The 19,831-nt window shown below is 72.8% G+C and carries 18 protein-coding genes; 3 read left to right on the forward strand and 15 right to left on the reverse strand.

The genetic code is table 11. The features are described 5' to 3' along the window. Nucleotides 1-9 precede the first annotated feature (9 nt). The 7 genes from pheT to infC all read right to left on the reverse strand — a co-directional run bounded on the left by pheT (nucleotide 10) and on the right by infC (nucleotide 7,603). Nucleotides 10-2,535 (reverse strand): phenylalanine--tRNA ligase subunit beta, encoded by a 2,526-nt coding sequence (pheT, locus tag ACGFN2_RS16150; protein ID WP_393360696.1) that lies wholly within the window; start codon nucleotides 2,533-2,535, stop codon nucleotides 10-12. Beyond that, nucleotides 2,535-3,659 carry a phenylalanine--tRNA ligase subunit alpha gene (gene pheS / locus ACGFN2_RS16155; protein ID WP_362608057.1) on the reverse strand — a complete coding sequence of 375 codons (1,125 nt, stop codon included), beginning with the start codon at nucleotides 3,657-3,659 and terminating at the stop codon, nucleotides 2,535-2,537. Before pheS ends, pheT begins: the two co-directional genes overlap by 1 nt. A gap of 215 nt (nucleotides 3,660-3,874) precedes the next feature. After that, nucleotides 3,875-5,035, reverse strand: a complete 1,161-nt coding sequence (locus tag ACGFN2_RS16160) for an ATP-binding protein (protein ID WP_393360699.1) — start codon at nucleotides 5,033-5,035, stop codon at nucleotides 3,875-3,877. Nucleotides 5,036-5,117: 82 nt separating this feature from the next. After that, nucleotides 5,118-5,972, reverse strand: a complete 855-nt coding sequence (locus tag ACGFN2_RS16165) for an RNA methyltransferase (RefSeq protein ID WP_362608053.1) — start codon at nucleotides 5,970-5,972, stop codon at nucleotides 5,118-5,120. Nucleotides 5,973-6,108: 136 nt separating this feature from the next. After that, entirely contained in the window at nucleotides 6,109-6,492 is a 384-nt protein-coding gene (gene rplT, locus ACGFN2_RS16170) for a 50S ribosomal protein L20 (protein WP_018087732.1), read from the reverse strand. 104 nt (nucleotides 6,493-6,596) lie between these two features. After that, nucleotides 6,597-6,791 carry a 50S ribosomal protein L35 gene (gene rpmI, locus ACGFN2_RS16175; RefSeq protein ID WP_006607578.1) on the reverse strand — a complete coding sequence of 65 codons (195 nt, stop codon included), beginning with the start codon at nucleotides 6,789-6,791 and terminating at the stop codon, nucleotides 6,597-6,599. Nucleotides 6,792-6,916: 125 nt separating this feature from the next. Continuing rightward, nucleotides 6,917-7,603, reverse strand: coding sequence for a translation initiation factor IF-3 (gene infC, locus ACGFN2_RS16180; RefSeq protein ID WP_362608069.1), 687 nt, complete (start codon nucleotides 7,601-7,603; stop codon nucleotides 6,917-6,919). Nucleotides 7,604-7,936: 333 nt separating this feature from the next. On the opposite strand from infC, the gene ACGFN2_RS16185 reads away from it, so the two are divergent. Then, nucleotides 7,937-8,308 carry a DUF1844 domain-containing protein gene (locus ACGFN2_RS16185; RefSeq protein ID WP_362608051.1) on the forward strand — a complete coding sequence of 124 codons (372 nt, stop codon included), beginning with the start codon at nucleotides 7,937-7,939 and terminating at the stop codon, nucleotides 8,306-8,308. 93 nt (nucleotides 8,309-8,401) lie between these two features. Here the strand turns inward: ACGFN2_RS16185 and ACGFN2_RS16190 are convergent, their stop codons facing one another. The 4 genes from ACGFN2_RS16190 to ACGFN2_RS16205 form a co-directional block, all read right to left on the reverse strand. After that, nucleotides 8,402-9,172 (reverse strand): MIP family channel protein, encoded by a 771-nt coding sequence (locus tag ACGFN2_RS16190; RefSeq protein WP_362608049.1) that lies wholly within the window; start codon nucleotides 9,170-9,172, stop codon nucleotides 8,402-8,404. 121 nt (nucleotides 9,173-9,293) lie between these two features. Continuing rightward, nucleotides 9,294-10,025, reverse strand: a complete 732-nt coding sequence (locus ACGFN2_RS16195; protein ID WP_393360702.1) for an SseB family protein — start codon at nucleotides 10,023-10,025, stop codon at nucleotides 9,294-9,296. A 44-nt stretch (nucleotides 10,026-10,069) separates the two neighbouring features. After that, nucleotides 10,070-11,239 carry a type VII secretion-associated serine protease mycosin gene (gene mycP / locus ACGFN2_RS16200; protein WP_393360704.1) on the reverse strand — a complete coding sequence of 390 codons (1,170 nt, stop codon included), beginning with the start codon at nucleotides 11,237-11,239 and terminating at the stop codon, nucleotides 10,070-10,072. Beyond that, nucleotides 11,236-12,552 (reverse strand): hypothetical protein, encoded by a 1,317-nt coding sequence (locus ACGFN2_RS16205; protein WP_393360706.1) that lies wholly within the window; start codon nucleotides 12,550-12,552, stop codon nucleotides 11,236-11,238. The genes mycP and ACGFN2_RS16205 overlap by 4 nt, the downstream gene beginning before the upstream one ends. 202 nt (nucleotides 12,553-12,754) lie before the next feature. On the opposite strand from ACGFN2_RS16205, the gene ACGFN2_RS16210 reads away from it, so the two are divergent. Beyond that, nucleotides 12,755-13,975 carry an amino acid deaminase/aldolase gene (locus ACGFN2_RS16210; protein ID WP_393360708.1) on the forward strand — a complete coding sequence of 407 codons (1,221 nt, stop codon included), beginning with the start codon at nucleotides 12,755-12,757 and terminating at the stop codon, nucleotides 13,973-13,975. A 33-nt stretch (nucleotides 13,976-14,008) separates the two neighbouring features. Here ACGFN2_RS16210 and ACGFN2_RS16215 read toward each other — a convergent pair whose 3' ends face one another. From ACGFN2_RS16215 to ACGFN2_RS16230, 4 genes are all read right to left on the reverse strand, one after another. Further along, the gene (locus ACGFN2_RS16215) at nucleotides 14,009-15,280 is read right to left on the reverse strand and encodes a haloacid dehalogenase-like hydrolase (RefSeq protein ID WP_393360710.1); all 1,272 of its coding nucleotides are present in this window, start codon (nucleotides 15,278-15,280) and stop codon (nucleotides 14,009-14,011) included. Between the two features lie 110 nt (nucleotides 15,281-15,390). Beyond that, entirely contained in the window at nucleotides 15,391-16,176 is a 786-nt protein-coding gene (locus tag ACGFN2_RS16220; protein WP_159747698.1) for a 3-oxoacyl-ACP reductase, read from the reverse strand. Then, the gene (locus ACGFN2_RS16225) at nucleotides 16,173-17,543 is read right to left on the reverse strand and encodes an aldehyde dehydrogenase family protein (protein WP_362608040.1); all 1,371 of its coding nucleotides are present in this window, start codon (nucleotides 17,541-17,543) and stop codon (nucleotides 16,173-16,175) included. Before ACGFN2_RS16225 ends, ACGFN2_RS16220 begins: the two co-directional genes overlap by 4 nt. 13 nt (nucleotides 17,544-17,556) lie before the next feature. Continuing rightward, nucleotides 17,557-18,924 (reverse strand): glutamine synthetase family protein, encoded by a 1,368-nt coding sequence (locus ACGFN2_RS16230; RefSeq protein WP_362608038.1) that lies wholly within the window; start codon nucleotides 18,922-18,924, stop codon nucleotides 17,557-17,559. Between the two features lie 73 nt (nucleotides 18,925-18,997). On the opposite strand from ACGFN2_RS16230, the gene ACGFN2_RS16235 reads away from it, so the two are divergent. Further along, entirely contained in the window at nucleotides 18,998-19,729 is a 732-nt protein-coding gene (locus ACGFN2_RS16235; RefSeq protein WP_393360713.1) for a FadR/GntR family transcriptional regulator, read from the forward strand. Nucleotides 19,730-19,831: the final 102 nt, after the last annotated feature.

The raw sequence follows: 19,831 nt of genomic DNA on the forward strand, positions 1-19,831 counted from the left end.
TTCCCACACTCAGCCGCGCAGCACCGCTCCGGTCCGCGCCACGGCCGCCTCGACCGCCGCGTCACGGGCCGCCGAGGCCTCCTCGGCGGTCAGCGTCCGGTCGGCGGCGCGGAAGCGCAGCGCGTACGCCAGCGACTTCTTGCCCGCACCGATCTGCTCACCGGTGAAGATGTCGAACAGCCGCAGCGACTCCAGCAGTTCACCCGCGCCGTCGCGCAGCGCGCCCTCGACGTCCGCCGCCGGGACACCGGCGTCGACCACGAGCGCCACGTCCTGGGTCGCGACCGGGAAGGCCGAGATCTTCGGGGCGCGGAGCGGTCCGGTGCCGGCCTGCTCCAGCCGGTCCAGGTCGATCTCCATCGCGCAGGTGCGCTCCGGCAGGGCCAGCGTCTTGATGACGCGGGGGTGCAGCTCACCGGCGTTGCCGACGAGGATCTCCTCGCCGTCGACGAGGGCGAGCAGCGCCGCACAGCGGCCCGGGTGGAACGGCGCGTGCTGGTCCTGGCGGACGATCAGCTCCACACCCGCCTCCCGTGCGACCGTACGGCCCGCCTCGATGGCGTCCGCCCAGGTCCCGGGGCGGGCGCCGCCCCACCAGCCGGCCTGCTCACGGCCGCCGGCGAGCACCACGGCGGCGCGCCGCGGCTGCTGCGGCAGCGAGGCGTCCAGCGAGGCGATCTCGTCGTCGGTCGGCCGGCGGTCGACGACCAGCCGGCTGGCCGGCTGCTCGTCCCCGGTCGCCCGGAAGACCGGACCGGTCTCGAAGAGCGCCAGGTCGTGGGTGCCCCGGCCGTAGTTGCGGCGCAGCGCGTTCAGCAGACCCGGGATCAGCGTCGTCCGGAGGTCGGGCTCCTCGTCGGAGAGCGGGTTGACGAGGGTGACGGCCGTGCGGCGCGGGTCGTCCGGCTCGATGCCGAGCTGGTCGAGCACGTGCGAGCCGGTGAACGGGTAGTTCAGGGCCTCGACGTAGCCTGCCCCGGCCAGCGCCCGGCCGACCCGGCGGTGCAGCCGCTGACGCTCGGTCAGCCCGCGGCCGGCCGGCGGCTTCGGGAGGGTGGAGGGCAGGTTCTCGTAGCCCTCCAGCCGGATGACCTCTTCGGCCAGGTCGTTGGGCTCGCTGAGGTCCGGCCGCCACGACGGCACGGTCACGACCAGCTCGTCCTGGCCGTAGGCGTCGCAGCCGACCTGCTGGAGGCGGCGGACGACGGTCTCCCGGCCGTAGGCGACACCGGCGACCTTGTCCGGGTGGTCGGCGGAGAGGGTGATCGTGCGCGGCCCGCGGGGCGTGACGACCTCGGTGACGCCGTCCCCTGCGGTGCCGCCCGCGAGCAGCACCAGCAGGTCGACGGTGCGCTGCGCGGCGGCGGACGCGGCCTCCGGGTCCACCCCGCGCTCGAAGCGCTTGGCGGCCTCCGAGGACAGCTTGTGGCGGCGGGCCGTACGGGCGATGGAGAGCGCGTCGAAGTGCGCGGCCTCGATCACGACATCGGTGGTGCCGCGCTGCTCGCCGGTCTCCGGGTCGGTGACCCCGCCCGCGATCTCGGTGTTGGCGCCGCCCATGACACCCGCGAGGCCGATGGGCCCGCGGTTGTCGGTGATGACCAGGTCGGCGGCGTCCAGCACCCGCTTGGTGCCATCCAGCGTGGTCAGCTGCTCGCCCGCAGTCGCCCGGCGGACGCCGATCGGGCCGTCGACGCTGGTGCGGTCGTAGGCGTGCAGCGGCTGGCCGAGCTCCAGCATCACGTAGTTGGTGATGTCGACGGCCAGCGAGACCGGGCGCATCCCGGCCTTCTGGAGGCGGCGCTGCATCCACAGCGGGGTGCGCGCGCCGGGCTCCAGGCCGGTGACCGTACGGGCGGTGAAGCGGTCGCAGCCCAGCGGGTCGGCGACCTGGACGGGGTAGCCGGAGGAGTTCGGCGGCGGCACGTCCAGCAGCGCCGGGTCGCGCAGCGGCAGGCCGTACGCGGTGGCGGCCTCGCGGGCCACCCCGCGCATCGACAGGCAGTAGCCGCGGTCCGGGGTGACGGCGATGTCCAGCACTTCGTCGACGAGCTCCAGCAGCTCGATCGCGTCGGTGCCGACCTCGTACTCCGGCGGCAGCACGATGATGCCGTGCGTACCGTCGTCGCCCATGCCCAGCTCGTCGCCCGAGCAGATCATGCCGTGCGACTTCTTGCCGTACGTCTTCCGCGCGGCGATCTTGAAGTCGCCGGGCAGCACGGCGCCGGGGAGGACCACCACGACCTTGTCGCCGACGGCGAAGTTCCGCGCGCCGCAGACGATTTCCTGGGGCTCGCCGGTGCCATTGGCCTGGCCGACATCCACCGTGCAGAAGCGGATCGGCTTCTTGAAGCCCTCCAGCTCCTCGATGGTCAGCACCTGGCCGACGACGAGCGGACCCTTGAGGCCCTCGCCGAGGCGCTCGACGGTCTCGACCTCCAGGCCGACGGCGATGAGCTTGGCCTGTACGTCACGGCCGGTCTCCGTCGCCGGCAGGTCGACGTACTCCCGCAGCCAAGAAAGCGGGACCCGCATCAGATCTCCATCCCGAACGGCCGGGTGAACCGGACGTCGCCTTCGAACATGTCACGCATGTCTTCCACGTTGTGCCGGAACATCAGCATCCGGTCGATGCCGAACCCGAAGGCGAAGCCGCTGTACTTCTCCGGGTCGACGCCGCAGGCGATGAGCACCTTGGGGTTGACCATTCCGCAGCCGCCCAGCTCGATCCAGCCCTCGCTGGAGCAGGTGCGGCAGGGACGGTCGGGGTTGCCCACGGACGCGCCACGGCAGACGTAGCAGACCATGTCCATCTCGGCGGACGGCTCGGTGAACGGGAAGTAGTTCGGCCGCAGCCGGGTCTTCATGTCGGGGCCGAACAGCGCCCGGACCATGTGGTCGAGGGTGCCCTTGAGGTCGGCCATGGTCAGGCCCTCGTCGACGGCGAGCAGCTCGATCTGGTGGAAGACCGGCGAGTGCGTGGCGTCCAGCTCGTCGGTGCGGTAGACCCGCCCCGGGCAGACGACATAGACCGGCGGCTCGCGGTCGACGAGCGTACGGGCCTGCACCGGCGAGGTGTGGGTGCGCAGCACGACGCCGGACTCGTCGCCCTCGGTGCCCGCGCCCTGGACGAAGAAGGTGTCCTGCATCTGGCGCGCCGGGTGGTCGGGCACGAAGTTCAGGGCGTCGAAGTTGAACCACTCCGCCTCGACCTCGGGGCCCTCGGCGACCTCGTAGCCCATGGCCACGAAGACGTCCGCGACCCGCTCCATGAAGGTGGTCAGCGGGTGCCGGGCGCCGGCCGGGATGCGGTCGTAGGGCAGCGTGACATCCACCGCCTCCTCGACCAGCACGCGGGCGTCGCGCTCCGCCTCCAGCTCCTCCTGGCGGACCTTGAGCGCCTGGTTCACCCGGCCACGGGCCTGGCCGACGCGCTTGCCGGCCTCCGCCTTGGCCTGCGGGGGCAGGGCGCCGATCTCGCGGTTGGCGAGCGCGAGCGGCGAGGTGCCACCGGTGTGCGCGATCTTCGCCTGGGCGAGCGCGTCGAGGTCACCCGCGGCGGCGATGGCGGCCAGCGCCTCGTCCAGCCGTGCGGCGATCTCTTCCGGTTTCAGGGCTTCGACCTCGACAGGGTCGTACGACTTATTGGGTGCGGACATCTCTTCCCGTGCTTCCGGTGGACTGGCTTGGCTTGGCTCGCGTCGCCTCGGCTGTTCGATCACAAACGTCGATGACGAACGTCGATCACGAACGTGGGATGCCGAGCCCGCGTGTGCCCGCGATGCCTGTGCGCCAAAGGTGCCAAAGGTCAAGTCTAAGGGGGACGGGCCGCGCGGCCGGTCCGCGCCCCCGCGGGGCGCCCGCCGCTTCCGCTTCAGGCCATAAAGGCCGGCGTCGCGACGGGCAGGCTAAATCGGAACTGCGCGCCGCCGGCCGGGGCGCGGCCGACCGTGATCGTCCCGCCGTGGGCCTCGACGATGCCCTTGACGATGTAGAGGCCCAGGCCGGTGCCGCCGCGCTTGCTGCCCCGCCAGAAGCGGGTGAACACGCGGCTCATCGATTCCTCCGGGATGCCGGGGCCCTCGTCGCTCACGGTGACGCTCGTCCCCTCTGTGCTGGTCGCGTCCGTTACCGGTCCGACCTCGATGGTGACGGTTCCCTCGCCGTGGCGCACCGCATTTTCCAGCAGGTTGCCCAGGACCTGGTCCACCTTGTCCGGGTCCGCCCACAGATCGGGCAGCGGTTCCAGCATCCGGATCAGGAAACGGTCGGGGCGCTGGCCTGCGGTGGTCTGCGCCTGGACGTGCCGGCGGACCGCGGCGCTCATGTCGACCCGCTGCCGGCGCACCTCCAGCCGCCCCGAATCGATCCGGGAGATGTCCAGCAGCTCGGCGATCAGCCGGGTGACGCGGTTGGCGTCGGCGTCCACCGTCTCCAGCATCAGCCGCTTCTGGTCGTCGGTGAAGCGCTCCCACTTCTGGAGGAGGGTGGCGGTGAAGCCCTTGACGGAGGTCAGCGGCGAGCGCAGTTCATGGGCGACGGTGGCGATCAGCTCGGCGTGGCTGAGCTCCGTACGGCGCCGGGCCTCGGTGCCGCGCAGCGCGATCACCAGCCGCTGGACGGGCCCGGTCGGGCGGCTGCGGACATAGCGGGCGGAGACCAGCACCTCGCGGCCGCCGAGCAGCAGATTGCGCTCGGGCTGGCCGCGGCGGATGGCGAGGCCGCCATAGGGGTCGGTGAGCCGCCACCAGCGGCGGCCCTCGATGTCCTGGAGCGGCAGGGCGTGTTCGAGGGGGCGGCCGACGGCGTCCTCGGGGGCGATGTCGGTGATCCTGGCCGCGGCGGCGTTGAAGCAGATCACCCGGCCGGTCTCATCGGCGACGACCAGGCCGTCGGGCAGATCGTCGGGCTCCAGCCCGAAACCGGCACCTAGGGCGTCCGGTCCCCCGGCCGGAGCGGGCGACGGCACGCGCACCGTCCCGTCGGGCCGACGGCCGTCAGCGGTGACTGCGGTTCCGGAAGTCCGCGCACTCATCCCCGTAACCCCCTTCCGGGCCCCCGAGCACGCAAGCCTACTAGCTCGCACCGGAAGTGCCCCGAAGATCGGGGGACACCCCTCAGGCGGGTGACACCGCGCGGCAGCCGCCGGGACCGCGCTGGGCGCGGGCGGACGCGTAGAGGCAGACCGCGGCGGCCGTCGCGAGGTTGAGGCTCTCGGCCCTGCCGTGGATCGGCACCCGCACCACGGCGTCCGCCAGCGCCCGGGTCTCCTCGGGAAGGCCCCAGGCCTCGTTGCCGAAGACCCAGGCGCTGGGCCCGCCCATGGAGCCGCTGTCCAGCTCGGCGTCCAGGTCACGGTCGCCCGCGCCGTCGGCGGCGAGGATGCGCACACCGGCGGACCGCAGTCCGCTCACCACCCGCTCGACCGGGACGCCCACCGCGACCGGAAGGTGGAAGAGCGAACCGACCGAGGCCCGTACGGACTTGGGGTTGTAGAGGTCCACGGAGGCGTCGGTCAGCACGACCGCGTCGGCGCCCGCGGCGTCCGCGCAGCGCAGCACCGTACCGGCGTTGCCGGGGTCCCGGACGTTGGCGAGCACCGCGACCAACTGCGGGCGGGCGGCCAGGATTTCCTCGAACGGCGAGTCGAGGAAGTCACAGACGCCGAGCAGGCCCTGCGGGGTGACCGTCTGGGAGATGTCGGCGACGGTCCGGTCGTCGGCGTGGTGCACCCGCACCCCGGCCGCGCGGGCCGCCTCGACGATGTCGGCGTGCCGCTCGGCGGCCTCGACGGTGGCGAACAGCTCGGTGAGCGTGGGCGTACCGCCCGTGCGGTGCGCGATGGCCTCCCGTACGGCCTGCGGGCCCTCGGCGATGAACCGGCGCTCCTTGCCGCGGAAGGCACGGCGGGCCAGCCGCCGGGCGGCGGTGACGCGCGGGGAACGCGGGGAGATCAGCTCGGGGGTGCCCATGGGCGGCGGCTCGCTTCTGTTGTTCGGCGGTGCGTGGGGGTTCCGGTCCGGCCGCGCGGGCGGGGCCGGGTCCGGAAAAGCGGCGGACCCGCAGGCCGGGGCCTGCGGGTCCGTCACTACGTCGTCAGGCTGAAGTTCAGGCAGCCTTCGGGGCGTTGACGTCGCTCGGAAGCGCCTTCTGCGAGGCCTCGACGAGCGCGGCGAACGCGTTGGCGTCGTTGACCGCGAGGTCGGCCAGGATCTTGCGGTCCACCTCGATGTTGGCGGCCTTCAGACCCTGGATGAAGCGGTTGTAGGTCATGCCGTTGGCGCGGGCAGCAGCGTTGATCCGCTGAATCCACAGCTGACGGAAGTCGCCCTTGCGCTTCTTGCGGTCGTTGTAGTTGTAGACGAGGGAGTGGGTGACCTGCTCCTTCGCCTTGCGGTACAGGCGGGAGCGCTGGCCACGGTAGCCGCTGGCCTGCTCGAGGATCGCCCGGCGCTTCTTGTGGGCGTTGACTGCCCGCTTGACGCGTGCCACTTGTTAACTCCTTGTAGCGGGGCCGTGGTTGTCGTCACACGGCCCGAATCGATTGGGTCCCGGTCCGAGTCGCGCGCCCCCTCCAGTGTGTGGGGCGCGTCGGCTCACTTGCCGAGAAGCTTCTTGATCTTCGCGGCGTCGCCCGGGGCCATCTCGGCGTTGCCGGTGAGGCGACGCGTCACGCGGGACGACTTGTGCTCGAGCAGGTGGCGCTTGCCGGCGCGCTCGCGGAGCACCTTGCCGGAGCCGGTGATCTTGAAGCGCTTGCTGGCACCGCTGTGCGTCTTGTTCTTCGGCATGCGCCGTTCTCTCCTCGTCAGGGGCGCTCCCGCAGGCACGAATCCGGCGAGCGGGAGCGTCATGTATATCGATTGCTGTCCGGGACGGGGGACCCCGGCGTGAACCGGGGCTCACGCCTCGGGGATCACGCCTCGGCGGGCTCCTCGGCGGGCTCCTCCGCGGGAGCTCCACCATGGCGCTCCGCCTTGCGGGCGGCCTGCGCCTCGCGGGCCTCGGCCATCGCCTCGGTCTTCTTCTTGTGCGGACCGAGGACCATGATCATGTTTCGGCCGTCCTGCTTCGGATTCGACTCGATGAAGCCGAGGTCCTCCACGTCGGACGCGAGCCGCTGCAGCAGCCGGAAGCCCAGCTCGGGGCGGGACTGCTCGCGACCACGGAACATGATCGTGATCTTGACCTTGTCACCCTGCTTGAGGAACCGGACGACGTGACCCTTTTTGGTGTCGTAGTCGTGCGGGTCGATCTTCGGCCGGAGCTTCATCTCCTTGATGACCGTGTGCGCCTGGTTCTTGCGCGCCTCACGGGCCTTCATGGCCGACTCGTACTTGAACTTGCCGTAGTCCATGAGCTTGCAGACGGGCGGGCGAGCGTTCGCCGCCACCTCGACCAGGTCGAGGTCGTACTCCTGAGCAAGCTCAAGGGCCTTGGCAAGCGGAACAATCCCGACCTGCTCGCCGCTGGGACCGACAAGTCGCACTTCGGGAACGCGAATCCGGTCGTTGATGCGGGGCTCGGCGCTGATGGATCCTCCTCGGTAGCACCACGCGACGGCCTGGCGGACTGCCGCGTAACGTCTTTTCGGTGTGACCAACCGCGCCGGTACATGCAAAACGCCCCGGACGGGACACAGGCGGGGCTCCACGTGGATCTGGAGCACCGCCGCGAAGTCTCCGCGGGGCGCAGCCGGACCATTGACCCGCCAACCGTGAGGTCGGTCGGGTGGGAGATCGGAGCCTCCACTTGTGGGCCGGTCACATGCGTGTCCGGCCGGTCGGAACACCAGAATACACGAGTCAAGGGGTGGCACCCACTTCTGTGCGGCCACCGGCCCACGCCGTGACCAGGATGACACTCCCGGACGCGGGGTCCGGAGGCGCTGCCCATAGGCTGGACCCGACCCCTCAGCAGGAAGAAGCCCGAAGACATGAGTGACCAGACCCCGCAGCAGCCCGGCGCAGCACCTACCGACTTCGACGCCATGACCCGTGACATCGCGGAGGTGCCGGCGGTCGAGGTGATCACCACGGTCGCGGTGCATCTGATGAGTTCGGCGGCGGTCAACCTCGGGCTCGCCGAGGAGGGCGAGGCCCACAAGGACCTCGACGAGGCGCGCAAGCTCATCCAGGCGCTGGCCGGGCTGGTCACCGCCAGCGCCACCGAGATCGGCTCGTACCACGCGGCGCCGCTGCGGGACGGGCTGAAGTCGCTGCAGCTGGCGTTCCGCGAGGCCTCGGTCGTGCCGGACGAGCCGGGCCAGGGCCCCGGGGAGAAGTACACCGGCCCGGTCCACGGCTGAGCCGGGCGGCGGACGCCGCGCCCACAACACGACGACGGGCCCCGGCCGGGGATACGGCCGGGGCCCGTCGCCGTGCGGGTGCGGGCGCCGCGCTCAGGGCAGGTCTTCGGGCGCGGCCGTGGGCTGCTGGGGCATCGCCTCGTCGGCGACGAGGACCGGCTCGTGCGGCGGGTGGGTGAGCTGGTGCACCACCGACGCGATGGCGGCGCCGATCAGGGGCGCGACGATGAACAGCCACAGCTGGGTGATGGCCGCGCCGCCGGCGAACAGCGCCGGGCCGATGGAGCGCGCCGGGTTCACCGAGGTGCCGTCCAGCGGGACGCCGATGAGGTGGACGGTGGCCAGGGCCAGTCCGATCGCCATGCCGTTGAAGCCGATCACGGCCACCTTGTGGGTGACCGCCAGCCACACGTAGACGAGCAGGAAGGTCATCAGTATCTCCGCGACGAAGGCGCCGCCGAGGTTGAGGTGGACCGCCGAGCGGTCGCCCCAGCCGTTCGTGCCGAAGGAGGCGTGGGTCTGCAGGCCGGGGATCTGCTTGGCGACCAGGAAGAGCAGCGCGGCGCCGGCGATGGCGCCGACCACCTGGGCGATCCAGTACTCGGTGGCCGTCCGCAGGGTGATGCGGCGGGACAGCAGCATGCCCAGGGTCACCGCGGGGTTGAAGTGGCAGCCCGAGACCGGGCCGAGGGCGTAGGCCAGCGCCACCATGGTGAAGCCGAAGGCCAGGGCGATGCCGAAGGTCCCGATGTACTCGCCCGCCAGCACTGCCGAGCCGACGGCGAAGAACACCAGGAGCAGGGTGCCGAGGAACTCGGATACGACCGTGCGGGTCAGTACCGTCGAGATCTCCGTCTTCTCCATGGGGGCTCCGCTCTTCTCGCGTGGATCTTGAGCTCTCCTCGCATTGTGCGGCCCTGGAGACGAACCCGCCCGTTGACGGCCGGGGGCCCGGCCGGGGGCTCCGGGCCCCCGGCGTGGAGTGTCAGCGCCGGTAGAGCGGTTCCCCGGCCGTGGCGCCGCCGGGCGGCAGCAGGGCCAGGTCCAGGCCGCGGACCAGCCGGGCGCGCAGCGCCTCGTCGGCGGCCAGGGCGCGGGCCAGCCGCTGGGCCACCTCGGTGGCGGGGGCGCCGGGGGCGAGGCCGAGGGCGAGCGTGCCGTCGGTCTCGGCGGAGGGTGTGAGGCGGGCGAGGAGCACCGCGGGCTCGGCGTCGAGCAGGGCGCGCAGGGCGTCGGTGACGGCCGGGTCCGCGAGCGGGTCGGCGGTGGTGCGGCCCTCGGCGAGCGCGCGCAGCGCGGGGCCGGTGAGCTGGTAGGTCACCGGGCCCGCCAGGTCGACGACCACGGTGTCGGCCTGCTCGTGGGAGGCGGCGAGCAGGGCCTGCGGCAGCGGGACCGCGACCGGGCGGGCGTCGGCGCGCCAGCGCTGGAGGGTCTCCGTGGAGGTGAAGGCGGGGAGGGCGCGGCGGCCGTCCGGGGCCTGGAGGGTGGGGACGGCCATGTCGCTGGTCTTCTCCCGGCGCAGGCCGTCGGGTCCGGTCTCGACCTCGCCGAGGACGGCCACCACGGGCACCAGGACGCGGGCGCCGGCCAGCGCCGTCAGCAGCTCGGGCTCGTCGCTCCGGTCCCGGTCGTACGCCGCCAGGGCCGCGGCCAGTGCCGGGTCGGCGGAGCCGTCGTCGTCGGCGAAACCGGGGTCGGGAATGTTCTTCTGCACCGCCCGAGCGTATCGGGTGGCCTTCCAGGGGCCCCGGGGGCGGGTCAGTGGCCGAAGGAGCGGTTGCGCCAGAGGACGGCGGCGGCCGCGAGGAGGACCAGGCCCGCGGCGCCGGCGGTCCAGGGGAGCCAGGGGGTGGCGGTGTCCTCGGTGTCGTCCGCGGTGGGGCCGGGGCCGAAGTAGCGGTCGGTGTAGGCGGCGGGGGACGGCTTCTGGGGCGTGGGCCGGAGGTCGGCTGCCGCGTCGAGCGCGGCGGCGGGGTCGATCAGGCCCGCGCCGTAGTCGTCGTCCCGGCCGCCCTCGGGGCTGTCCTGCGCGGTGGAGGTGAGCACCCGGCGGATCTGGGCCGGGCTCAGGTCGGGGTGCGCGGAGCGGAGCAGGGCGACGGCGCCGGAGACGAAGGCGGCGGCGGGACTGGTGCCCCAGCCGGAGAGGTAGTCGTCCTCGGGGGCGGCCATGACGATGTCGAAGCCGGGCGCGCTGACCGTGGCGTACCAGTGGCGGGTGGAGAACCGGGCGCGGCCGCCCAGGTGGGTGACGGCGGTGGCGGTGATGACGCCCGGGTAGGCGGCGGGGTAGGAGACGTGGTTGCCCTTCTCGCCGCCGTTGCCCGCGGAGGCGACGACGGGGATGCCCTTGCCGAGGGCGTACTGGATGGCGGCGTCCTCGCGGGGTTCGGGGTGGGCGGACTCGCTGTCGTCGCCCAGCGACATGTTGATCACGTCGGCGCCGTGGTCAGCGGCCCAGCGGATGCCGTCGGCGAGTGCGCCGGCCTTCTCCGTACGGGCCCGGCCGCGCTGCGGGTCGTCGTCCTCCAGGATCACCCGGACCGGCAGGATCTTCGCCTCCGGGGCGAGTCCGAGCACCCCGTCCCCCCGGCCCCTGCCGTGGCCGTGACCCGCGATGATGCTGGCCATTCCGGTGCCGTGCCGGGCCCAGGCGCCGTCGCCGGGGCCGGCCCCGAAGCCCACCAGGTCCCGCTCCGGTTCCACCTGTCCTTCCAGGTCGGGGTGGTTGGAGTCCACCCCGGTGTCCAGGACCGCGACGGTGACGCCCTCGCCCTTGGTGGTGTTCCAGGCCCGCTCGGCGTGCACGGCGTCGAGGGCCCACTGCTGGTCGCGGAGGGCGTCGGCCCGTGCCGGGACGGCGGGCAGGACGGCGAGCGCAGCGGAGGCCAGGGCGAGCGCGGCGGCGCGCAGCACGGGGTACGTCATGACGGTGCCTCCGTGGTCTGCGTGGTGCCGCCGGCCGCCTTGCGGAAGTCCGTCCCGATGCGGTCCGCCAGGCCCTTGGCGTCGTGTCCCAGGCCGGATTCGGCGGGGGCGGTGGTGGCGCCGGGCCGGACCGCGTCCTCGGCGGGCTGCGGGTCGGTGACGGCGCGGCCGTCGGCAAAGCCGGAGACCGCGAAGACCACGACCGGGATGTCGGTGAGGATGCGTACGGTCCAACTGGCGCGCTGGGCGCGGCCGAAGTCCTCGGCGGCGGTGCCCTTGGCGGCGTACGACAGCGGCAGCAGGTCGGTGCGGGTGCCCAGACTCCCGGTGCTGAAGCGGGTGTTGAGGGCCATCATTCCCGGCTGGTCGGTCCGGGTGGTCTGTGCTCCGACCGTGATGACGCTGCTGCGGGTGGCATCGGCGTAGGTGGCGCGCAGCAGCCGTTCGCAGCCGGCCCGGAGCAGCGCCGCGGCGAGCTTCGGGTCGTAGGCGGCACGGCAGCCGCTGTCCGGGGCGACGGCGATCCGGGTCCAGGTCCGGTCGGCGCCGCCGGGGCCGGCGCCCAGGCCGTTGACGGTGCGCGGGAAGAGCCGGTCGACGGGGGTGTTGTGCCAGACGTCGCGGCCCTTGGCGAAGGTGGCCGCCGCGGTGGGCGGGGCGGCGTCGGCCTCGTCGGTGAGCCAGCTCCCGGCCGCGGCGCCGCCGACCAGGCCGATGCCGAGGACGAGGCAGGCCGCGGCGCCGAGCAGCCGGGGGCCGGGGCGGCGGGCGGACGGGGGCCGGGGACCCGTCGGCGCGCCCGGTGCAACTCCGCGGTGCGGAGCGGTGGTTGCGGGCCGGGGCGCGGGGCTTCCGGGCGCCGCGGGGGCGCCCGGCGCGGCGCCGGTGGCGCGGTCGTCGCTCCACAGGTTCTGGCTGTTGGCGAGGTGGAAGGCGGCGGTGTCGCGGAAGGTGACGGGGCGGCCGGCGGGCGGCGGCGGGGCAGGGGCGGCCGCTCCGGCGGGGGCCGGGGGTCCGGGCACCCGGTCCGGGCGGGGCGGCTGCGCACCGGCGGGCGGGGGTACGCGGGGCGCGGCGGGCGGGGGCGTGGGGGCCGCGGCGGGCGGCGGTGCCGTGGGGCGCGGCGGGACGCGGCGCGCTGCGGTGGGCGTCCCGGGGGCCGGTACCGAGGGATCGGCCGGCACCCGGCGCAGCACGGCGGTCTGCGGGTCCCCCTCCGGCGCCGGCGTGCCGGCCGGAACGGGCCGCCGGGGCGGCTGCGGGGGTATCGGTGGAATGTGCCGGGCATCGGCGAATTCGGCGTCGGTGCTCACCCGTGCTCCCCCTTGCACCGCTTGCCCCCGGCCCGATCCGCAATCGGGGCACGGTGGTTCGTATCCGGACAACACGCCGCTGACCTGCTGGTTGCGGTGTCGGGCCACTCTAAGGGCTGGCGCAGCCGGTGCTCCAACCCCTGTCCGCTCTGTCGCAATCTCTCCCCTACCCAGTGGTAGTGGGGTCTGGCAGGCTGCGCCCATGTCCCCGTACACATCCGACGCGGATGCCGACAAAGCGCTCTACGACCGGGCCACCGCCTCCCTCGATGCGCCGCTGGCCGTCGTGGACCTGCGGGCCTTCGACGCCAACGCGGCCGATCTGGTGCGCCGTTCCAGGGGCAAGCCGATCCGGGTGGCGAGCAAGTCGGTGCGCTGCCGGGCGCTGCTGGAGCGGGTACTGGCCATGGACGGCTTCGCCGGGATCATGAGCTTCACGCTCGCCGAGTCGCTGTGGCTGGCGCGCTCGGGCTTCCCGGACGTGCTGCTGGCGTATCCGTCGGCGGACCGGGCGGGCTTCGCCGAACTGACCGCGGCTCCGGAACTCGCGGCGGCGGTGACGGTGATGATCGACGACCCGGCGCAGCTGGATCTGATCGACGAGGCCCGGCCGGCCGGCGGGGCGGGCGAGGAGATCCGGGTGTGCCTGGAACTCGACACGTCCTACCGTCCGTTGGCCGGGAGAGTGCGGGTCGGTGCCCGCCGTTCCCCGCTGCGCTCCCCCGGCCAGCTGGCGGCGCTGGCCCGGTCGGTGGTGCGCCGCCCGGGGTTCCGGCTGGTGGGGCTGATGGCGTACGAGGGGCATGTGGCGGGTGTCGGTGACGAGGTCGCGGGCAAGCCGGTGTTCTCGCGGGCGATCCGGGTGATGCAGGCGGCGGCGCGCCGGGAGCTGGCGCAGCGGCGCTGGGCGGCGGTCCGCGCGGTGCGGGAGGTGGCGCCGCGGCTGGAGTTCGTCAACGGCGGCGGGACCGGCAGTGTGCAGCACACCGCGGCGGAGGCGGCGGTCACCGAGATCGCGGCCGGGTCGGGGCTGTATGTACCGCGGCTGTTCGACAACTTCCGTTCGTTCAGCGGGCGTCCGGCGGCGCTGTTCGCCCAGCCGGTGGTGCGCCGGCCGGGCCCGGGGGTGGTGACGGTGCTGGGCGGCGGCTATCCGGCGTCGGGCGTGGCGGGGCCGGACCGGCTGCCGGTGCCGTATCTGCCGGCCGGGCTGCGCTACGACCCGCAGGAGGGCCCCGGCGAGGTGCAGACGCCGCTGCTGGGGCCGGCCGCCGACGGGCTGCGGATCGGCGACAAGGTGTGGTTCCGGCACGCGAAGGCCGGTGAGCTGTGCGAGCGGTTCGGCGAGCTGCGGCTGATCGACGGGGACCGGGTGGTGGACACCGTGCCGACGTACCGCGGGGAGGGGCACACCTTCCTGTGAAGGCGCGCCCCTCCTTGGCTCAGCCGTCCCGCATCAGCCGTGGATGCGGTCCTGCTGGTCGGGCACGATGCTGCCGTCGGCGCGGCGGACCGGGCCGAGGGTGCCGTCCGGCCGGGTGTAGCCGGTGGTCGCGCAGGGGTACGGGTCGGCCTGGCGCTCGTTCGGCTCGATGAACATCGGGTTGACCAGCCAGCGTCGGTCGCTGTTGTCGTACGCCCGGCACATGAACTCGGTCTTGTTGCGGTTGAGCACCAGGTGGGCCCCGGTGGCGTCGCCGACGAAGGTGACGTCGGTCTCGGCGTCACCGGCCGCGAGGGCGGGGCGGTGTGCCCGGTCCTGCTGCTGCCAGGCCTTGGCGCCCTTGACGCCGTAGATCTCCTGGTTGATCCAGCAGCGCTTGCCGTCCATGTACGTCAGGACCTCGCCGTGGGTGTCCGTGACGTCGCCGCAGCCCTGGACGCCGGTGGTGAGCCGGCCGTGGTCGACGAGGTTGCGGATGCCGATGACGTGGTCGCGGTCCAGGCCCACGCCGGGCGCCCAGGCCCGGACGATCGGCTCGGCGGACGCGGAGACGATGTACACGTCGAAGCCGGCGGCCCTGAGCGTGCGGATCAGGTCCTTCTGCTGGTCGTAGTAGCGGATGTAGCCCGCCATCTTGTGGGTGCCCACGGTCTGTTCGGTGCCGATGGGCGCCTTGAGGTTCTCCGCGCGCGCCTGCCGGGCGTACGAGGTGAGGGTGGCGGGGCTGTGCCCGGCGAACAGCTGGGTGATCCAGACGTACTCGGGGACCGTGCGGCGGTGGTTCCACTCGCCGGTGAAGGCCTTCTTGCCGGTGGAGGTCTCGGCGTCCTGGTAGACGTCGAGGATCTCGTCGGTGCAGGCGGTGTCCTTCGAGGTGGGCAGCGGACGGCCGGCCGGCACGGTGGTGCCGCAGGCCTTGGTGAGCGCGCGGTGCGCGTCCGCGGTAAGCCACTTGTTGGTGGCCTGCCAGCTCTTGGGCTGCAGCAGCTTGTCGTGGCGCAGGGCCCAGGCGAGCGTGGCGTCGGAGACGTCGTTCTTGACGACGGTGTTGTCCCAGTCGAAGGTGGCGACCGGGCGGGCGCCGCCGGGGCCGGCGCAGCTGCCGCGCTCGTCGATCATCTTCTGGAGTGCCGCGCGGTTCTTGCCGTACCAGCCCTTGGAGACCTTGAGGGTGGGGCAGGTGCGCGGGTTCTGGTCCGCGGTGGCCGTCTGGGCGGCCACCAGGCCTCCTCCCGCGACCGCGAGGGCGGCACCCGCCGCCAGCCAGCGACGCTTGCTGAGCATGGATCACACTCCTGTCGTACGAAGAACCGAGGCGGACGGTACGCACAACGGCCGGGCGTCGAGCGACACCCGGCCGTCATGGCAGTTATACGGAAGGGACCTGCGGGCGGTTACAGCGGGGTGACGTAGGCGCCCGCGATACCGCCGTCCACCAGGAACTCGGCGGCGTTGACGAACGAGGAGTCGTCGCTGGCGAGGAAGGCGACCGCGGAGGCGATCTCCTCGGGCTCGGCGAACCGGCCGACGGGGACGTGCACCAGGCGGCGCGCGGCCCGCTCGGGGTCCTTGGCGAACAGCTCCTTCAGCAGCGGGGTGTTGACCGGCCCCGGGCACAGGGCGTTGACCCGGATGCCCTCGCGGGCGAACTGCACGCCCAGTTCGCGGGACATGGACAGCACGCCGCCCTTGGAGGCGGTGTAGCTGATCTGGGAGGTGGCGGCGCCCATCACGGCCACGAAGGACGCGGTGTTGATGATGGAGCCCCGGCCCTGGCGCTGCATGTAGGGCAGCGCGTGCTTGCAGCAGAGGTAGACCGAGGTCAGGTTGACCTCCTGGACGCGCTTCCAGGCGTCCAGGCCGGTGGTGAGGATCGAGTCGTCGTCGGGCGGCGAGATACCGGCGTTGTTGAAGGCGATGTCGACCGAGCCGTAGGTGTCGAAGGCGGTCTTGTAGAGCGCCTCGACCTGGTCGGAGTCGGTCACATCGACCTGGACGTAGGTGCCGCCGACCTCTTCGGCGGCGGCCTTGCCCGCCACCTCGTCGATGTCGGCACAGACGACGTTGGCGCCTTCGGAGGACAGTCGGCGGGCGGTGGCCAGGCCGATGCCGCTGCCGGCTCCGGTGATCACGGCGGTACGGCCGACGAGGCGGCGGCACACTGCGGTCTGGTCGGTCACTTGCTCTCCTCGGTGCTGATGAAGATGTTCTTGGTCTCGGTGAAGGGGGTCAGTGCGTCGGGGCCCAGCTCGCGGCCGAGACCGGACTGCTTGAACCCGCCGAAGGGGGTCCAGTAGCGCACGGCGCTGTGGGAGTTGACCGAGAGATTGCCGGCCGCGACGGCGCGCGAGACCCGCAGCGCCCGGCCGACGTCCCGGGTCCACAGCGACCCGGCCAGCCCGTAGTCGGTGTCGTTGGCGATCCGGACCGCGTCGGCCTCGTCCTCGAAGGGGAGGACGACCGCGACCGGGCCGAAGATCTCCTCGACGGCGGTACGGTCGCCGGGGCGGCCCTCCAGGACGGTGGCGGGGTACCAGAAGCCCTTGCCGGCGGGCGCCTCGCCGCGGATGGCGGCCGGTGCGTCCTCGGGGACGAAGGACCGCACCCGCTCGCGCTGGGCGGCGGAGATCAGCGGGCCCATCTGCGTCGCGGGATCGGCCGGGTCGCCGACCCTGAACGCCTTGACGGCGGGCTCCAGCAGCTCCATGAAGCGGTCGTAGACGGAGCGCTGGACCAGGATGCGGCTGCGGGCGCAGCAGTCCTGGCCGGTGTTGTCGAGGAAGGAGCCGGGGGCGGCGGCCGCGGCGGCCTCGACATCGGCGTCGGCGAAGACGATGTTGGGGCTCTTGCCGCCGAGTTCGAGGGTGAGCCGCTTGGTCTGGGTGGCGCAGCGGGCGGCGATCTGCCGGCCGGTGGTGGTCGAGCCGGTGAAGACGACCTTGGCGACGCCGGGGTGGTCGACCAGTGCGGTGCCGGTGACCGCCCCCTCGCCGGGCAGGACCTGGAAGAGGCCCTCGGGGAGCCCGGCCTCCAGGGCGAGTTCGGCGAGCCGGAGCGCGGTGAGCGGGGTGGTCTCGGCGGGCTTGAGCAGCACCGCGTTGCCGGCCGCGAGCGCGGGCGCGGTGCCCCAGGCGGCGATCGGCATCGGGAAGTTCCAGGGGGCGATGACGGCGACGACGCCGAGCGGCTCCTGGATGGTGAGGTTCAGTCCGCCCGCCACCGGGATCTGGGTGCCGGTGAGGCGCTCCACTCCCCCGGCGGCGTAGTGCAGCAGGTCGCGGACGTTGCCGGCTTCCCAGCGGGCGTTGCCCAGGGGGTGGCCGGCCTCCCGCAGTTCGAGCTCGGCGAGCGGGTCGATGTGGGCGTCGACGACCTCGGCGAACCGGCGCAGGATGCGGGCCCGGTCGCCGGGTGCCACGGCGGCCCAGGCCGCCTGGGCTCCGGCCGCCCGGCGGACCGCGGCATCGACGTCCTCGGGGGAGGTGGTGGGAACGGTGGCCACCACTTCCTCGGTGGCCGGATTGAGGATCTTCAGCTCGTGCAACACGGGTGGTGGTTCCTTACATGCGCTCGAAGGAGCGGAAGCGCTCCCAGTCCGTGACGGCGGCGTCGTAGGCGTTCTGCTCGACGCGGGCCATGTGGCGGTAGTGGTCGACGACCTCGTCGCCGAAGGCCTCCCGGGCGATGGCGCTGTTCTCCCACAGCTCCGCGGCGTCGCGCAGGGTGGTGGGGACATGGGCCGCGTCGCCGGTGTAGGCGTTGCCGGTGGTCGCCTCGGGGAGCTCCAGCTCGTGCTCTATGCCGTACAGGCCGGCCGCGACCATGCCGGCGACCGCGAGGTAGGGGTTCACGTCGCCGCCGGGCAGGCGGTTCTCCAGGCGGTGGCCGCGGCCGTGGCCGACCACCCGCAGGGCGCAGGTGCGGTTGTCGGGGCCCCAGGCGACGGCGGTGGGCGCGAAGGAGCCGGGGCGGAAGCGCTTGTAGGAGTTGATGTTGGGCGCGTAGAGGAGGGTGAAGTCCCGCATCGCGGCGACCTGGCCGGCCAGGAAGTGCTGCATGGTCTTCGACATGCCGTACGGGCCGTTGTCGTCGGCCAGTACCGGCCGCCCCTCCGCGTCCTGGAGCGAGAGGTGGATATGACAGGAGTTGCCCTCGCGCTCGTCGTACTTCGCCATGAAGGTGAGCGACATGCCCTCCTGCGAGGCGATCTCCTTGGCGCCGGTCTTGTAGATGCTGTGCTGGTCGCAGGTGGTGAGCGCCTCGTCGTAGACGAACACGATCTCGTGCTGGCCGAGGTTGCACTCGCCCTTGGCGGACTCGACGGTCATCCCGGCCGCGCCCATCTCGTTGCGGATGCGGCGCAGCACGGGCTCGACGCGGCCGGTGCCGAGGACGGAGTAGTCGCTGTTGTGCTGGTTGGCGGGGTTCATCCCGCGGTAGCCGCGCGACCAGGCGTCCTCGTAGGTGTCCTTGAAGAGCATGAACTCCAGCTCGGTGCCGGCGAAGGCGCTCCAGCCGCGCTCGGCGAGCCGGTCGAGCTGGCGGCGCAGGATCTGCCGGGGCGAGGCGACGACCGGGGAGCCGTCATGCCAGGCGAGGTCGGCGGTGATCAGGGCGGTGCCGGCGTTCCACGGGGTGATGCGCAGGGTGGCGGGGTCGCCGTGCATGGCGAAGTCGCCGTAGCCGCGCTCCCAGGAGGACATCTGGTAGCCCTCGACGGTGTTGAGGTCGACGTCGACGGCGAGGAGGTAGTTGCAGCCCTCCGTACCGTGTTCGAGGACGGTGTCGAGGAAGTATCGGGCCGCGAACCGCTTGCCCTGGAGCCTGCCTTGCATGTCGGTGAAGGCGAGGACGACAGTGTCGATCTCCCCGGCGTCGACGAGGACCCTGAGCTCCTCGACGGAGAGTGGGGGCGTGCGGTCTGCCACGGTGTTGCCTCCTGTCACTGCATCCGGAGGTCATAAGGTAGGCACACGAACCATTGATTGGGAAGGGGTGTCGATGGAGAGTGCGGCTGATCGGCTGGCACCGGTGCTGCGACCGGTGCGGGCGGGCAACGGATTCGAGGAAGCCCTGGAACAGATACTCCAGATCGTCCGGCTCGGCCTGGTGCCCCAGGGCGAACGGCTGCCCGCCGAGCGGGAGTTGGCGGAGCGGCTGCAGATCAGCCGGGTCACCCTGCGCGAGGTGCTGAAGGTCCTGCAGGACGAGGGCCTGGTGGAGAGCCGGCGCGGGCGCTACGGCGGCACGTTCGTCCGGGTGCGCACGGAGAACCCGGGCGAGGCCGAGCTGCGGCGCCGGACCGAGAAGGTCGACGTCGAGGACACCCTGCACTTCCGGGAGGTGCTGGAGGTGGGCGCGGCGGGGCTGTGCGCGGCCCACGGGCTGTCCGGCGAGCAGAGCGGCCGGCTGCGGGCGGCGCTCGCGGCGACCCAGGACGCCCCGCTCGCCGACTACCGCAGGCGCGACACCCTGCTGCACCTGACGCTCGCCGAGCTGTCCGGCTCGCCGTCGCTGGCGGCGCAGTACGCGGCGGTGCGGGCGCGGGTGAATGATCTTCTGGACTGCATTCCGCTGCTGGTCAGGAACCTGGAGCATTCACAGACCCAGCACACCGCACTGGTCGAGGCGGTGCTGGAGGGCGATGCGGACGGGGCACGCGAGGTGATGCGGGAGCACTGCTGCGGGACCGCGGCGCTGCTGCGGGGCTTCCTGACCGCGCCGCCGCCGTGAGACACCGGGCGGCGGCCGGTCCGTGGGCCCGGGTTAACCATTCTTTTACGCACGGGTCTTGCGCTGGACCGCTCCCCAGAGCAAAGGTATGCCGCTGAACCT

It is taken from the genome of Streptomyces sp. NPDC048612 (genome assembly GCF_043199295.1).
Lineage (GTDB): Bacteria > Actinomycetota > Actinomycetes > Streptomycetales > Streptomycetaceae > Streptomyces.